This is a genomic window from Microbacterium sp. ARD31 (assembly GCF_031844425.1).
Genome location: NZ_JAUZVE010000007.1, coordinates 126,102 through 141,295, shown reverse-complemented (window position 1 = coordinate 141,295; position 15,194 = coordinate 126,102). Strand labels below are relative to the sequence as shown.

Sequence of the window (15,194 nt, the reverse complement as noted above, 5' to 3'; positions counted from 1 at the left end):
GCTCCCGTCACTTCACCAGGGGGCGCCCGCGCGTGAGCAGGCGGAAGGCTCCGACGAGGATGCGGTCGGAGAGGAAGCCGGCGAGGCCGATCACGATCATGCCGACGACGATCATGTCGGTGCGCACCACGTCGCGGGCGAGGATGATCGCAGAGCCGAGGCCGACATTGACGCCGACGCTCTCGCCGAGCACGAGCACGACCCAGGCGAGCCCGAGCCCGACGCGCATTCCGTTGATGACGGCTGCCGCCGAGGCGGGCACGACGATCTGGCCGAGGATCTCCCACCGCCTGGCGCCGAGCATCTGCCCGGCCTCGATGAGCCGACCCGGGACCTCTTTGGATCCGCTGATCGCGCCGAGCACGATCGGGAAGAACGAGGACAGGGCGATCAGGAAGATCGTCGCCTGGTCGCCCCAGCCGATGAGGAGGCCGACGAGCGGCACCCACGCCGTCGCCGGAATCGGCCGGAACAGGTTGATGAACGGATCGAACATCGCGTCCATCTTGTAGTAGCGGCCCATCAGGATGCCGAGGGGGATCGCCAGCACCGACGCGATGAGGAAGCCGATGAGCACCCGCAGCGAGGACGCCCCGAGGTTCACCCACAGGTCGCCGGAGAAGGCGTCGTCGTGGATGCCCCCGAATGCGTAGTCCCACAGCGACGCGACGACGTCGCCGGGGGCGGGCAGGTACCCCATCCGGATGCCGATGAGGGGAATCTCCCACGCCTGGTCGCGCCCCACCTGCCACAGGACGAGGAACAGAAACGGGATCGGGATCCCGAGGAGGATCCGCGTGAGGAGTGCGCGCTGATTGGGTCGCTGCGCGGGAGGGCGTCGGCGAACGGGTCGCGCCGTCGTCTGCGTGGCCATGCGGCCGCCCTTCTGGCGTGCGGGGGAGGCCGCAGCCGCCCCCGCACGCGCGATCACGAGGTGAAGGAGGTGTCCACGATGTCGTCGCCCGTGGGCGTCGTGGTGATGAGCCCGATCGAGGCCATCGCCTCGGCGAGGGCGGAGAGCTGTCCGACGTACTCGTCGGACAGATCCGAGCGCAGCCAGAAGTTCGCCAGCGCCGACGTGAACACGTCCTCGTCACCGCCGAACTCCTCGACCATGCCGGGCAGCCACTCCTCGATGTTGTCGGCCATGTAGGCGGTCGTCGCGGCGTGCGTGTCGACGACCTTCTGCACGAGCTCGGGGTTCTCCTCGATGAGCTTGCCGGTGGTGACCAGGCCGATGTTGACCTTGCCGATGGGCGTCGAGTACGGGTCGACGACCTCGGTGCCGCCGGCGTTCTTCGCGATCGAGACGCCGATCTCGACGCCCATGAACGCGTCGATGTCGCCCGCGATGAACGCCGATGCCATCTCGGGCACGGGGATCACCGACAGCTCGAAGTCCTCGGGGGTGAGACCGGCCTCGTCGATCAGCAGGCGGAGGGCGACCTCCTGGGCCGACCCCTGGACGATGCCGATCTTCTTGCCGACGAGCTCGTCGAGGCTCGACTCGCCGTTGCCGATGAAGCCGGATCCGCCGTCGGCGGCACTCGCGATGATCTTGAGATCGCGGCCCTGCGCGATCGAGGAGATCGTCGGCGTGACACCCGAGATCGCGAAGTCGATCGACCCCGACACGAGCGCGTCGGAGAGGGCGGGCGTCGTGTCGAGCGTGACGACCTCGAACTTCACACCGTCGACGGCGTGGTCGTCGTAGAGGAACGGCTGGTAGAAGTGCGGCTGGCCGCGCAGGGTGCCGATCTTGACGGTGACGGTCTCGGCGGCATCCGACGACGCGGGTGTCGTGTCACCCGAGCTGCAGGCGGACAGGATGAGGACGGATGCCACGGCCAGCGCGGCGGCGATGCGAGGACGGAATCGTGCCATGTGAAGGACTCCCGGGTTCGGTCCGCCGACGACACGGCCGACGGACGGTGCGAGGTGCTGTGTGGCCCCAGTAAAGCGAGCGCGGTCGCGCTCGCCATGAAGGCGGTGTAACGGTTGTGTTAAGTCATGACTGAACACGCGCGGAGTCGGTCGCGCATACGATGGGTCGCGCACGAGGACCGGAGGATGCCGTGGAAGAGAGCCCCCTGCCCGCACAGATCGGTGCGCGACTGCGTCGGCTGCGGACGGCCTCGGGCCGCTCCCTCGCGTCGGTCGCACAGCAGCTCGGCATCTCGTCGAGCGCGCTGTCGCAGATCGAGACGGGCACGATGCGTCCCTCGGTCAACCGGCTCGTCGAGCTCGTCGCCGTGCTGGGCGCTCCCGTGTCGGCGATCTTCGATGATCTCGATCTGTTCGCACCCGACCTCGATCACGCCGCGGGCGACGTCGCCGAACCCCTCCCGGGGGTCCTCGTCACCGGGCCGGGCGAGGCTGCCCCCGCGCAGCTGGACCAGGACGTGGTCTACCGACGACTGTCGCCGGCGCCTCTTCCCGGCGTGGACTTCTTCGAGTCGATCTACCCGCCTGGCTCCGCGTCGAGCGCCGACGGTGCGATGCTCGTGCACGACGGTCTCGAGTCGGGCTACGTGCGCTCGGGCGAGCTCACGTTCGAGTTCACGGAAGGCGCCGTGCGGCTCGGAGCAGGCGGGTCGCTCTCGTTCGCGGCGTCTCGGCCGCACCGCGTCGTCAACCAGACGGCGGAGGTGGCCTCGGCGATCTGGCTGACGATCCTCCCGGCGCGCGGCGTCTGAACCCTGCGGCGTTTCACACGCCCGTTACGTGGGGGTAATCGCTCGCGTCACGTTAAGCAATAGCTTTAGAGGCGTGAAGACCGGTGAAGAGCAGGTGGATGGCGCGGACCTCGTGATCCGTGCGGAGCGCGCGTGGATCGACGGTGCGTTCCGCCCCGCCGAGGTCGTCGTGCGCGGCGGAGTCATCGCGGACGTCCGGGTGCCCCACGGTGCCCCGCGCGGAGCCGTCGAAGTGCCCGAAGACGCGGTCCTCCTCCCTGGTCTCGTCGACTCGCACGTGCACGTCAACGAACCCGGCCGCACCGAGTGGGAGGGCTTCCGCTCGGCGACCCTCGCCGCCGCCGCGGGCGGCGTGACGACCCTCGTCGACATGCCGCTCAACTCGATCCCGCCGACCACGACGACGGAGGCCCTCGCGATCAAGCGGGCGGCTGCCGCGGCATCCGCCTATGTCGACATCGGGTTCTGGGGCGGCGCGGTTCCGGAGAACCTCGGTGCGCTCGGGCCGGTCCACGACGCGGGGGTGTACGGGTTCAAGAGCTTCCTCGCGCCCAGCGGCGTCGACGAGTTCGGACACCTCGATCGCGCCCAGCTCGACCGGGCGATGGCCGAGGTCGCGGCGATCGGCTCGCGCCTGATCGTCCACGCGGAAGACCCCGACCTCCTCTCCGGTGACGGGTCGCTCGGGCGCGGCTACGCCGCCTTCCTCGCGTCGCGCCCGCCGGCGAGCGAAGAGGCTGCGATCGACGCCGTCATCGCCGCCGCGCGGCGTCACGGCGCACGCGCCCACATCCTGCACCTGAGTGACGCGCGCGCCCTTCCCGCGATCGCGGCCGCCAAGGCCGACGGCGTCGACCTCACCGTCGAGACCTGCCCGCACTACCTGACGATCACCGCCGAAGAGATCCCCGACGGCGCGAGCGAGTTCAAGTGCTGCCCGCCGATCCGCGAAGCGGGCAATCAGGAGCTGTTGTGGCAGGGCATCCTCGACGGAACGATCGACGCGATCGTGAGCGACCACTCGCCCTCCACCGTCGACCTCAAGCGGTCGGGGAACGGCGACTTCGGTCTCGCGTGGGGCGGCATCGCCGGCCTGCAGGTGGGGCTCTCGGCCGTCTGGACCGAGGCGCGCCGCCGCGGCATCCCGCTCGACACCCTCCTGCCGCTGTTCACGACCGGTCCCGCGCGCGTCGCGGGGCTGACGGGCGTCGGCGAGATCGTCGTCGGCGCGTCCGCGCACCTCGCGGTGTTCGGCCTCGACGACACCCTGCGCATCGAGGCGCGCGCCCTGCAGCACCGCAACCCCATCTCGGCCTACGACGGCAAGGTCCTCACCGGACGCGTGCGCCGCACGTGGCTGCGCGGGCAGAGTGTGTACGACGCGAGCGAAGGCGACGCCGGCGAGGCGCCGTGGCTGAGGCGCCCACCGGCGGGCCGCCTCCTGTCGAGAGGAACGGCGTGAGCGAGATCCTGCAGCCCGGAGTCGGGCCCATCCCCGGCGACCACTACGTCGCCGCGTCGCCGCAGACGGTGATGTGGGGGAGGTTGCCGTGCGAGACGGATGCCCCGGTGCTGGCCGTTCCGGCCGGGGCGACCGTCACGTTCGACACCGTCAGCCACGAAGGCATCCTGCCTGATCAGGGGCAGGATCCGTTCGCCTACTTCACGGGACACGGGGTCGCGCCCGAGGCCGTGCTCACCGACGCGATCGAGATCGCGGCATCCGTCCCCCGCGACGCCGTCGCCGACGGTCCGCACGTCGTCACGGGTCCCGTCTTCGTTGAGGGAGCCGAGCCCGGCGACCTGCTCAAGATCACGGTCGTCGATCTCGCACCGCGCGTGCCGTACGGCGTCATTTCGAACCGGCACGGCAAGGGGGCCCTGCCCGGCACGCTGCCGCGCGGCCCCGAGAACGTCAGCGTCTTCACGCCGGTCGCCGGCGGCGCCGGACGCCTGCCGCTCGTCGAGGGAGGCGATCGCGTCGTGGGCTTCCCGCTCGCGCCGTTCCTCGGCACGATGGGCGTCGCCGTCGCGGGGCCGGAGCGCCCCCACTCGGTGCCGCCCGGCTCGCACGGCGGCAACATCGACATCAACCTGCTCGTCGAGGGCACGGTCCTGTACCTGCCCGTGCAGGTGCCCGGCGCCCTCGCCTACGTCGGCGACCCGCACTTCGCGCAGGGCGACGGCGAAGTCGCGCTGACGGCGCTCGAGGCATCCCTGCGCGCGACGCTGCGCTTCGAGGTCGTGCCGCGCGCCGAAGCGCTCGCCGCCTTCGGCGAGGTCACCGGCCCCCTCGTGCGGACGGACGAGTACCTCGTGCCGACGGGACTCGACCCCGACCTCAACGAGGCGATGCGCAAGGCCGTGCGCGCGGCGCTCGACCTGCTCGCGGCCCGCTACGGCATGGCCGAGCACCTCGCCTACGCGTACCTGTCGGCGGCCACCGACTTCGACATCTCGCAGGTCGTCGACATCGTGTGCGGTGTGCACGCCCGCATCCGCGAGGCCGACTTCGCCGGCGTCGCGAGGGCGGGCGACGCGTGACCGAGATCCCCGCCGACCTGCGCGCGGCGTTCGACGCGTACGAGGCCGCGATCCTCGCGAACGACCTCGATGCGCTGGATGCCGCGTTCGCGCCCGGCGCCGAGACGATGCGCGGCGACGGCGCGGGCCTGCTCGTCGGGCACGACACGATCAGCGCGTTCCGCGGCGTGCGCGCTGGGGTTCCGCCCCGCACGATCGAGCGCATCGAGTATCGCCCGCTGGCAGACGGCGTCGCGCTGCTCGTGTCGGTCTCGCGCTTCCGCGGTGGTGGCACGGGACTGCAGACGCAGGTCTGGGAGCGCCTCGACGGGCGCTGGCTCATCACGGCCGCCCACGTCACGCCGCGCGCGCAGGCGCTCGACCGGTCGGTCTGGCGATCGGTCGGTGGCCCGCTGTTCCAGGGCGCGTGGGAGGGTCCGCTCGAGGGCCTCACGGTCGCCGTCAAGGACCTCTTCGCCATCAAGGGCTACCGCATCGGCGCGGGCAACCCCACCTACCTCGACTCGGCGCGCGCCGAGACGACGACGGCTCCCGCCGTGGGCGACCTGCTCCGCGGCGGCGCGTCGCTGCGCGGCATCGCCCGCACCGACGAGTTCGCGTACTCGATCGCGGGCGACAACGCGCATTACGGCACCCCGCCCAACGGAGCCCTCCCGGGGGCCCTGCCCGGCGGCTCGTCGAGTGGACCGGCGACCGCCGTCGCGACAGGCCAGGCCGACATCGGCCTCGCGACCGACACCGCCGGCAGCGTGCGCGTGCCCGCGTCGTACCAGGGGCTGTGGGGTCTGCGTACGACGCACGGCCTCGTGCCGCGGCAGGGTCTGCTGCCTCTCGCGCAGAGCTTCGACACCGTGGGCTGGCTGACGCGCGACGGCGCGACCCTGCAGCGCGTCGCGGACTGGTGCCTCAGCTACGACGGGTCGGACTCGACCGAGTCGGTCTTCGGTGAGTCCGGCGCCGACCTGCCCTGGCGCTTCGTCATCCCGGCCGAGGCGCTGGATGCCGCGGATGCCGCCACGCGCGCCGCGTTCGAGGCCCTCGTCGCGGCATCCGCTCTGCCCGTCGAAACCGCCTCGATCGGCGACCTCGACGACTACCTCGTGCCGTTCCGCACGGTGCAGGGCGCGGAGGCCTGGCGCAACAACGGCGACTGGCTGCGCGCGCACCCGGGCGCCACGGGTCCCGCCGTCGCAGACCGCTTCCGCGCGGCCGCTGCCGTCACGGCCGCCGACGAGGCCGCGGCCCGCACCGCCCTCGCCCCGCTGCGCGCACGGCTGACCGACCTCGTGACGGATGCCGTCCTGATCCTGCCGACCGCGCCCGGCCCTGCCCCCGCGCGCACGGCCGGCGGCGAGGGCATCGACGCCGTGCGCCAGGCGACGCTGCGGCTCACGACCCCCGCCGCCGTCGCGGGGCTGCCCGCCCTCTCGGTGCCGCTCCTGACGGTCGCCTCGCCCCTCGGGCCGGCCCCCGTCGGCGTCTGCCTCGTCGCGCGCTCCGGAACCGACATCGCCCTCGTGCGGCAGGGCCTCGCCCTGCACGCACTCACCACCGGAACGGAAGCACCATGACCACCGTCATCCCCGGCCCCATCGACCCGCCTGCGCGCCTGCTCATGGGCCCCGGCCCGATCTCGGCCTACCCGAGCGTGCTGCGCGCGATGTCGGCACCCCTCGTCGGGCAGTACGACCCGTTCATGACGACGGCGATGGCCGAGACGCAGGAGCTCTACCGCGTCGTCTGGAACACCACCAACGACGCGACCCTGCTCGTCGACGGCACGAGCCGCGCCGGCATCGAGGCGGCGATCGTCTCGCTCGTGCGCCCCGGCGACCGCGTGCTGGTCCCCGTCTTCGGCCGGTTCGGGCATCTGCTCGCCGAGATCGCCGAGCGCGCGCAGGCCGAGGTGCACACGATCGAGACCGAGTGGGGGCAGGTGTTCCCGGCATCCGTCATCGAGGAGGCGATCATCCGCGTCAAGCCCGCCCTGCTCGCCCTCGTGCAGGGCGACACCTCGACGACGATGAACCAGCCGCTCGAGGACATCGGCGCGATCTGCGCCCGCCACGGCGTGCTGTTCTATTCCGACGCCACCGCATCGCTCGGCGGCAACGCCTTCGATGCGGATGCGTGGGGGCTGGATGCCGCGACCGCCGGACTGCAGAAGTGCCTCGGCGGGCCGTCGGGCTCGTCGCCGATCACGCTGTCGGAGCGCGCCGTCGAGGTCATCCGCTCGCGCGGCCGCGTCGAGGCGGGCATCCGTGAGGCGGGCGATGTCGCGGCATCCGACTTCGTGCTGTCGAACTACTTCGACCTCGGCATGATCCTCGACTATTGGGGGCCGCGGCGGCTCAACCACCACACCGAGGCGACGAGCATGCTGTACGCGGCGCGCGAGTGCGCACGCGTGCTGCTGCTCGAGGGGCGCGACGAGGTCATCGCCCGGCACGAGCTCGCCGGGCGCGCAATGCTCGCGGGCGTGCGGGGCCTCGGCCTCGGCGTCTTCGGCGACGTCGCGCACAAGATGAACAACGTCGTCGCCGTCGAGATCCCGGAGGGCGTGCCGGGGGATGCCGCGCGTTCGGCCCTGCTCGAGGACTTCGGCATCGAGATCGGCACCTCGTTCGGACCCCTGCACGGCCGCGTCTGGCGCATCGGGACGATGGGCTACAACGCCCGGAAGGACGCCGTGCTCACGACGCTCGCCGCGCTCGAGGCCGTGCTGCGGCGGTTCGGGGCCTCCGTGCCCGCCGGTGGCGGTGTCGAGGCGGCCGCTGACGTCTACGCGGGGGCCGCGTGAGCGCTGCGTCCCGCCTGCTCACCGCGTCGCCGGATGCCGTGGCGGCAGCCGCGCGCCGCGTCATGGCGCGCTGCGACGAGCTCGCCCGCGTCACCGCGACGCCGGGGCGCATCGAGCGCGTCTACCTCTCGCCCGAGCACGCCCGCGTCAACCGCCTCGCCGCCGAATGGATGCGCGAGGTCGGCATGCGCACGTGGCAGGATGCCGCCGGCAACCAGGTCGGGCGGATCGAGGCGGCCGGCGACGCCTTCCCCGGTGGTCGAGTGCCGTCGCGGAGCGACGCGTCCCCCGGTGGTCGAGTGCCGGGCGTATCGAGACCATCCGACGCTCCCGCACTGCTGCTGGGGTCCCACCTCGACACGGTCATCGACGCGGGCCGGTTCGACGGCATCGCGGGCGTGCTCATCGCGCTCGAGGTCGTGCGGCTGCTGCGGGTGCCGGCCGACACCGGCTGGGCCGTGCCGCTACCGTTCCCGATCGAGGTCGTCGCCTTCTCGGACGAAGAAGGCACCCGGTTCGGCAAGGCGCTGCTGGGTTCGTCGGCGGTCGCCGGTTCGTGGAACGACGCGTGGTGGACGTTGACGGATGCCGACGGCGTGAGCCTGCGGCAGGCGTTCCTCGAGTTCGGACTCGACCCCGCGCGCATCGGCGAGGCGGCTCGCCGCCCCGATGAGCTCGTCGCCTACCTCGAGGCCCACATCGAGCAGGGCCCCGCGCTCGACCGCGCCGGCGAGCCCCTCGCGGTCGTGTCGTCGATCGCGTCGGCGCGCCGGTTCCAGCTCGTCGTCGAGGGCGAGGCGCGGCACGCCGGCGGCACTCCCTACGACATGCGCCGCGATGCCCTGCTGGGCGCAAGCGAAGCGGCGCTCGCCGTCGAGCGCGTGTGCGCCGCGGAGCACCACATCATCGGCACGGTGGGCCGGTTCGAGGCCTTCCCCGGTGCCGTCAACGTGATCCCCGGCGAAGTGCGGTTCTCGCTCGATCTGCGCGGCGAGTTCGATGGCGAACGCGACCGCGTGTGGGACCTGCTCTCGCGCGACCTCGACGAGATCATGGGTCGCCGCGGCCTGCGCTGGTCGGCGCGTGAGGTGCACAGCGCCCCGGCCGTGTTCTGCGCGCCGTTGCTGCAGGATGTCGTGGCCGCCGGCATCCGCGCGACACTGCCCGTGCGTTCGGATGCGACGCCGGTCCTCTTCAGCCCGGCCGGCCACGACGGCATGGCGCTCGGCGCGATCACCGACGTGGGGATGCTGTTCCTGCGCAACCCCGACGGCATCAGTCATCACCCCGACGAGTTCGTCTCGGCCGGTGACGTGGCCCACGGCATCCGCGCCCTCGCCGAATCGATCCTGCACCTCGCCGCCGAGCCGCGCTGACCCGCTGCCCGTGCAGCCCGCGGCCCGCGCCCGCCGCGTCAGGGCCGCACGGGCAGCGACAGCGCGCCGGTCATCTCAGCGCCGGGCGATGCCTCGCTCCGCGCCGGCGGCACGTAGTCGCGCAACCGGGCGAGGGCCTCGTCGGCCTCGGTCGCGACGACGAGCATGTCGGTGTAGCGAGGGTGGGTGAAGCCGCGGTCGCGCATGTTCGCGACGAACGCGAGCAGCGGGTCGAAGTAGCCGTCGATGTTGAGCAGGCCGACGGGCTTCTGATGGATGCCCAGCTGCGCCCACGTCCACTGCTCGGTGAGCTCCTCGAGCGTGCCCGGCCCGCCGGGGAGGGCCAGAAACGCGTCGGCCCGGTCGGCCATCATCATCTTGCGCTCGTGCATCGTGTCGACGATGACGAGTTCGGCGATGTTGTGGTTGACGGCCTCACGCGCCTGCAGCGCGCGCGGGATGACGCCCGTGACGTGCGCGCCGGCTGCCACCGCGGCATCCGCCACCGTGCCCATGAGCCCGACGTGCCCACCGCCGTAGACGAGGTTCATGCCGGCCCGGCCGATCGCGGTGCCGACCGCGCGGGCGGCGTCGACGTAGATCGGGTCGAACCCCGGCGAGGATCCGCAGAAGACCGTGACTGTGAACCGTTCCATGGATAGACGCTAGAACTCGCGTGTTTCCGGGGCGTGCCTGCGTGTTTCCAGGCCGTGACAGCGCGGAAACATCGCCCGGATACCGTGACGAGCATGTCTGTTCTGGTCACCCACGCGCGTCTCATCACGATCCCCGCCGGCACCGCCGACCCCGGGTACATCGAGGACGGCTGGATGCTCATCGGAGACGGTCGCATCGCGGCGATCGGCTCCGGGACCCCGGATGTCACCGCCGACGAGGTCCTCGACGTGGCGGGCAAGTTCGTCGCCCCCGGGTTCGTCTCCAGCCACTCGCACCTGTTCACGTCGGGGCTGCGAGGGCTCGGCGTCGCCGACACGCTCTACGGCTGGTGCGACTCGATGCTCGGCACGACGGCGCACATGACGCCCGAGCAGATGTACTGGTCGACCCTGCACGGCTGCCTCGACTTCCTCGGCAACGGCGTCACGACGGCCTACAACTTCACTGACCCGCTGCAGGCCTGGGAGTCGATGGTCGACGGCAAGCGCGCCGGCACCGCCGGCATCCGCGACCTCGAATACCACTTCCGACAGGCCGACGGCACGCGGGACGCCGGCATCCGCTTCGTCGATGCGACCGGCATGGACGTCACCGTCGGCACCGACCAGGACATCTTCGACCGGTTCGCCGCAGAGGTCGCCCACACCCGCACGTTCGACCCCGACTACGCCCTCGGCTGCTCGATCATGGGCCAGGTGCAGTGGTCGCCGCGGCCCGAGGCGGCCGAGCTCGAGACCGAGGCGATGCGCCGGTTCGACGTCACGAATCAGGCGCACTTCCTCGAGTCGCCCGAGGCGATCGAGCACCAGCAGTCGAAGTTCGCGCTGTACCGAGATGCCGGGGCGCTGGGCCTCGGCCTCATGTTCGGGCACTTCATCCAGACGACCCCCGAGATCATCGAGCAGGCGGTCGCCGGCGGTGCGTCGATGTCGTGGCAACCGGCATCCAATGGTCGGCTCGCATCCGGCGTGGCGCGCGTGCCCGAGATGCTCGCGATGGGAATGAAGGTGGGCGTCGGGCTCGACGACCAGGCGTGCACCGACGTGAGTGACCCGTGGCAGAACATGCGCATGGGCATCTACATGCAGCGTGCCCGCACGAAGGACCCGCTGTCGATGATGCCCGAGCAGATGTTGCGACTGCACACGCTCGGCGGCGCCGAGATCATGGGCGTCGACGACCGGGTCGGCAGTCTCGAGGTCGGCAAGTTCGCCGACTTCGTGGTGGTGGATCCGCGCATGCCGGATGTCGGTCCGCTGTGGCATCCGGTGCGTTCGTATGTGCTCGCGATGAGCCCGCGGAACCTCAAGGCGGTCTACGTCGGTGGCCGACTCGTGGACGCCGCGGGTGTCTCGACGAACCCGCTGGCGGCCGAGGCCTCGGCGAAGGTGCACGAGCTGCCGGCGGCGCTCGTGCCGCACCGCGGCCACCCGCACTGAGCGGCGGGCGGGTCGGCTCAGCGCGAGCCGGTCATGCCCATGCGGGTGAGGGCGACGTTCTCGAGGATCTGCACGAGGTTGTAGAGCACGAGCGTGATGACGGTGATCAGCGCGATCGAGGCCCACACCTGCGTGAACTGGGCCTGCGCGTTGAACTTGAGGATGGACCCGCCGATCCCCGTGCCGGTCGAGAGCCACTCGGCGAGCAGTGCTCCCGTGACGGCGCCGGGCACCGAGACGCGGGCTGCGGCGAAGACGCTGGGCAGGGCCCCCGGCAGGTTGACCTTGCGGAGGGTGGTGAACCGACCGCCGCCGAACACCCGCACGACGTCGACGCTCTGCTGGCTCGCCCGGCTCAGGCCGAACAGCACGTTGGCGAGAGCGGGGAAGAGCACCACGATGGTGCCGATGACCGCGACGGATGCCGGGGTTCCGCGCCCGGTGACCAGGATGATCACGGGCGCGATCGCGACGAGCGGGATCGTCCGCAGCAGCAGCACGAGCGGCATGACGCCGGCCTCGATGGACCGCGACAGGCTGAACAGGATCGCGGCGACGATCGCGACGCTCATGCCGACGACGAACCCGATGGCCGCGTCCGCGAGGGTCACCGCGACCAGCGGGAACATCTGATCGCGATGCTCGGCGGCATCCTCGTCGGTGAACAGGAATCCCCACACGTCGAGCGGACCCTTGGCGACGAAGGGCGAGATGCCGGTGAAGCTGACGACGGCCTGCCACAGCAGGAGCAGGACGGCGAGGGTGAGCGCGGCGCCTCCCAGTGAGCGCAGCAGCGTCCTCCCGAGAGCGCGACGGCGCTCGGCACGCAGTCGCGCCTGCGCGGCGGCGTGGGCGGCGTCCTCGGCCGCGGGCGCCGCGCCCGTCGGATGCGTGGTGTCGACCATCAGCGTGCCTTCCCCGAGACCCACGGCGTGACGAGCCGTACGAGCAGACCGAACAGGCCGTACGCGACGAGCGCGAAGACGGCCGTGAGCAGGAACACCGACCAGACGCCGGCGGAGTCGAGCTGACCCTGCAAGCGGATGAGCGTGGGCCCCACGCCCGCGGTGATGGAGCCGAGGTACTCGCCCAGGACCGCGCCGAGGAACGCGCTCGGCACCGCGATCTGCAGGGCGTTGAGGATCGCGGGGAGCGCGGCGATCAAGCGGACCTTCACAAGCTGGGTCCACGCGCCGCCGCCGAAGACGCGGACGACGTCGAGCGAGGCCTTGTCGGCCGAGGTGAACCCGAGGATCGAGCCGACCACCGTGGTGAAGACGCACACGAGCGCGGCCAGGAAGATCGCGGTCGGCGACGGGTCGCCGGGGTTCTTGGCTCCGCCGAGCACGACGATCGAGATGCCGCCGACGGCGACGATCGGCAGGCAGTAGGTGACGACGGCGATCTGCGACACGAGCAGCTCGAGGCGCGGGAACAGCAGCACGAGGGCCGCGAGCAGCAGGGCGATGCCGTTGCCCCAGAGGTAGCCGACGGCCGCGGCGGTGACCGTGGGCTGGAACACGTTCCACGCGCCGGCGATGTTGCCCTGCACGATGAGCCAATCGAAGACCGCCCCCGGCGAGGGCACCGGAGTGAAGCTCGTCCCCTCCTGCGGGCGGAAGGCGGTCGCCGAGAACAGCCACCAGAGCAGCACGAGCGCGCCGCCGCCGAGGATCCCCGAAACCCAGCCCGGGAGGCCCCTGCGGGTCACGCTCACGCCTCCGCTTCGGCGCGCCCGTCGGTCCCGAACAGCAGTTCGGAGGCGCGGTCGACGTAGGCGTGGAACTCGGGGGTGCGCATCATGTCGGGCGTGCGGGGACGCGGCAGGTCGATCTCGAGGATCTCCTTGATCCGCCCCGGGCGCGGCGACATCACCGCGACACGGTCGGCGAGGAAGATCGCCTCGCTGATCCCGTGGGTCACGAGGAGCGTCGTCGCGGGCTTCTCGGTCCAGATGCGCAGCAGCTCGAGGTTCAGGTTCTGCCGGGTCATGTCGTCGAGCGCACCGAACGGCTCGTCGAGCAGCAGTACCGACGGCTTGAGGACGAGCGCCCGGGCGATCGAGGCGCGCTGGCGCATGCCGCCCGAGAGCTGCGCCGGCTTCGCGTTCGCGAAGTCCGCGAGCCCGACGAGCTCGATCAGCTCGTCGACGTACGCCTTGTCGACCTTGCGGCCGGCGACCTCGAAGGGCAGTTCGATGTTCTTGCGGATGCTGCGCCACGGCAGCAGGGCGTGGTCCTGGAACGCGATCCCGAGCTCGCTGCGGGCCCGCAACTGGTCGGGCGTCTGCCCGTCGACCAGCGCCACGCCCGAGGACGTGTGCTCGAGCGCGGCGAGGATCCGAAGGATGGTCGACTTGCCGCATCCGGACGGACCGAGCAGCGCGAGGAAGGAGCCCTTCTCGGTGTGCAGATCGGTGTCCTGCAGCGCGGTCAGGGTCTTGCCGCCGCGCAGCGGAAAGGTCTTGGAGACTCCGGTGATCCGGATGCCGGTTCCCGCGAGGGAACCGGCATCCAGGGTGTCAGTGGTGCTCATGACGGGTCGGCCTGCTCAGGGCAGGTACTCCTTCAGGTCGGGGTTCTCGGCGTAGATCTCGTCGATGATCGTCGTGTCGAACAGGTCGTCGGCCTCGAGCTCCCAGCCCGACGCGGCGAGCGACGTGAGGGTCTGCTCCTTCAGCTCGTCCGAGATCGTGAACAGGCCATTCGCCTCGGTCTCCTCGGTCGAGATGAGCTTGGCCTGAGCGGCGAGGCCCGCCTCGACCTTGGCGGGGTCCAGCTCGCCGAACGTCAGGTCGCCGGCGGCGGCGGACTCGTTGTAGTGCTCGATGACCTTCGCGACCGTGTCGTCCACGGGCTCGGTGAAGGTGTCGGTCCAGCCCTTGATCTCGGCGGTGAGGAACGCCTTGATGAGCTCACGGTTCTCGGCGAGGTACTGGTCGGTGACCGAGAACGCCTCGGCCACGTAGGGCAGGCCGTTGTCGGCGTAGGCGAGGTTCGTCACCTCGTACCCGGCCATCTCGACCGTGATGGCCTCGTTGGTGAGGTAGGCCATGAAGCCGTCGACCTCGCCGTTCATGAGCGGCGTCGGGTCGAAGTCCACTGGGACGATCTCGACCTCGCTCTCGTCGATGCCGTTGGCGGCGAGGAGGGCCTGGAACACCGAGGCGTTCGAGTCCTGCACGCCGATCTTCTTGCCCTTGAGGTCCTCGGGCGTCTCGATGTCGCCGCCGTCGGCGAGCGAGAGGATCGTGAAGGGGTTCTTCTGGAACGTCGCGCCGACGATCTTCAGCGGTGCGTCCTCCGTCGCGACGGCCGCGCCGATGGATGCCGCATCGCTGAGCGCGACCTGGACCGTGCCGGAGAGGAGCTTGGCGACGCCGGTGTCGGGGCCGGCGATGCCGGTGACCTCCGAGAACCCGGCCTCGTCGTAGTAGCCGTTGTCGTAGGCGTAGAACTCGCCCGCGAACTCCTCGTTCTTGATCCAGGAGTACTGGACGCTGATCGAGCCGAAGTCGGCGGCCTCGCCGGAGCTCGACGCCTCTTCGGCGCTCGTGCCGGCGCAGGCGGACAGGGCGAGGGCGGCGGTGGCGGCCAGGGCGAGGACGGTTCCGCCGCGGCGGCGGGTGAGGTGACGTGCGTGCATCGGGACTCCATCTGTG

General features: G+C 71.2%; 14 protein-coding genes. 7 read left to right on the top strand and 7 right to left on the bottom strand.

The genetic code is table 11. The features are described 5' to 3' along the window. Positions 1-7: 7 nt before the first annotated feature. Positions 8-874, bottom strand: a complete 867-nt coding sequence (locus Q9S36_RS19510; protein ID WP_084201860.1) for an ABC transporter permease — start codon at positions 872-874, stop codon at positions 8-10. A gap of 53 nt (positions 875-927) precedes the next feature. After that, the gene (locus Q9S36_RS19505) at positions 928-1,884 is read right to left on the bottom strand and encodes an ABC transporter substrate-binding protein (RefSeq protein WP_028497146.1); all 957 of its coding nucleotides are present in this window, start codon (positions 1,882-1,884) and stop codon (positions 928-930) included. 191 nt (positions 1,885-2,075) lie between these two features. Here Q9S36_RS19505 and Q9S36_RS19500 point away from each other — a divergent pair, with 191 nt between their 5' ends. From Q9S36_RS19500 to Q9S36_RS19475, 6 genes are all read left to right on the top strand, one after another. Next, the gene (locus tag Q9S36_RS19500; protein WP_311286567.1) at positions 2,076-2,696 is read left to right on the top strand and encodes an XRE family transcriptional regulator; all 621 of its coding nucleotides are present in this window, start codon (positions 2,076-2,078) and stop codon (positions 2,694-2,696) included. A gap of 73 nt (positions 2,697-2,769) precedes the next feature. Further along, the gene (allB, locus tag Q9S36_RS19495; protein WP_311286566.1) at positions 2,770-4,158 is read left to right on the top strand and encodes an allantoinase AllB; all 1,389 of its coding nucleotides are present in this window, start codon (positions 2,770-2,772) and stop codon (positions 4,156-4,158) included. Further along, positions 4,155-5,240 (top strand): acetamidase/formamidase family protein, encoded by a 1,086-nt coding sequence (locus Q9S36_RS19490; RefSeq protein WP_311286565.1) that lies wholly within the window; start codon positions 4,155-4,157, stop codon positions 5,238-5,240. The genes allB and Q9S36_RS19490 overlap by 4 nt, the downstream gene beginning before the upstream one ends. Further along, entirely contained in the window at positions 5,237-6,811 is a 1,575-nt protein-coding gene (locus Q9S36_RS19485) for an AtzH-like domain-containing protein (RefSeq protein ID WP_311286564.1), read from the top strand. The genes Q9S36_RS19490 and Q9S36_RS19485 overlap by 4 nt, the downstream gene beginning before the upstream one ends. Then, complete coding sequence (locus tag Q9S36_RS19480; RefSeq protein WP_311286563.1) at positions 6,808-8,040, top strand: alanine--glyoxylate aminotransferase family protein; 1,233 nt, start codon at positions 6,808-6,810, stop codon at positions 8,038-8,040. The genes Q9S36_RS19485 and Q9S36_RS19480 overlap by 4 nt, the downstream gene beginning before the upstream one ends. Next, on the top strand, positions 8,037-9,416 hold the full coding sequence (locus Q9S36_RS19475) for a Zn-dependent hydrolase (RefSeq protein WP_311286562.1): 1,380 nt from the start codon (positions 8,037-8,039) through the stop codon (positions 9,414-9,416). Before Q9S36_RS19480 ends, Q9S36_RS19475 begins: the two co-directional genes overlap by 4 nt. Positions 9,417-9,454: 38 nt before the next feature. Here Q9S36_RS19475 and Q9S36_RS19470 read toward each other — a convergent pair whose 3' ends face one another. Continuing rightward, positions 9,455-10,072 (bottom strand): TIGR00730 family Rossman fold protein, encoded by a 618-nt coding sequence (locus tag Q9S36_RS19470; protein WP_287270402.1) that lies wholly within the window; start codon positions 10,070-10,072, stop codon positions 9,455-9,457. 93 nt (positions 10,073-10,165) lie between these two features. Here Q9S36_RS19470 and Q9S36_RS19465 point away from each other — a divergent pair, with 93 nt between their 5' ends. Further along, positions 10,166-11,533 (top strand): amidohydrolase family protein, encoded by a 1,368-nt coding sequence (locus Q9S36_RS19465; protein WP_311286561.1) that lies wholly within the window; start codon positions 10,166-10,168, stop codon positions 11,531-11,533. A 17-nt stretch (positions 11,534-11,550) separates the two neighbouring features. On the opposite strand, the gene Q9S36_RS19460 is transcribed toward Q9S36_RS19465, so the two are convergent. The 4 genes from Q9S36_RS19460 to Q9S36_RS19445 are packed head-to-tail and all read right to left on the bottom strand — an operon-like array spanning position 11,551 to position 15,178. Further along, positions 11,551-12,438 (bottom strand): ABC transporter permease subunit, encoded by an 888-nt coding sequence (locus Q9S36_RS19460; RefSeq protein WP_311286560.1) that lies wholly within the window; start codon positions 12,436-12,438, stop codon positions 11,551-11,553. Further along, positions 12,438-13,244 (bottom strand): ABC transporter permease subunit, encoded by an 807-nt coding sequence (locus Q9S36_RS19455; RefSeq protein WP_311286559.1) that lies wholly within the window; start codon positions 13,242-13,244, stop codon positions 12,438-12,440. The genes Q9S36_RS19460 and Q9S36_RS19455 overlap by 1 nt, the downstream gene beginning before the upstream one ends. A gap of 2 nt (positions 13,245-13,246) precedes the next feature. After that, positions 13,247-14,068, bottom strand: a complete 822-nt coding sequence (locus tag Q9S36_RS19450; RefSeq protein ID WP_311286558.1) for an ABC transporter ATP-binding protein — start codon at positions 14,066-14,068, stop codon at positions 13,247-13,249. 15 nt (positions 14,069-14,083) lie between these two features. Next, positions 14,084-15,178 (bottom strand): ABC transporter substrate-binding protein, encoded by a 1,095-nt coding sequence (locus Q9S36_RS19445; RefSeq protein WP_311286557.1) that lies wholly within the window; start codon positions 15,176-15,178, stop codon positions 14,084-14,086. Positions 15,179-15,194 lie beyond the last annotated feature (16 nt).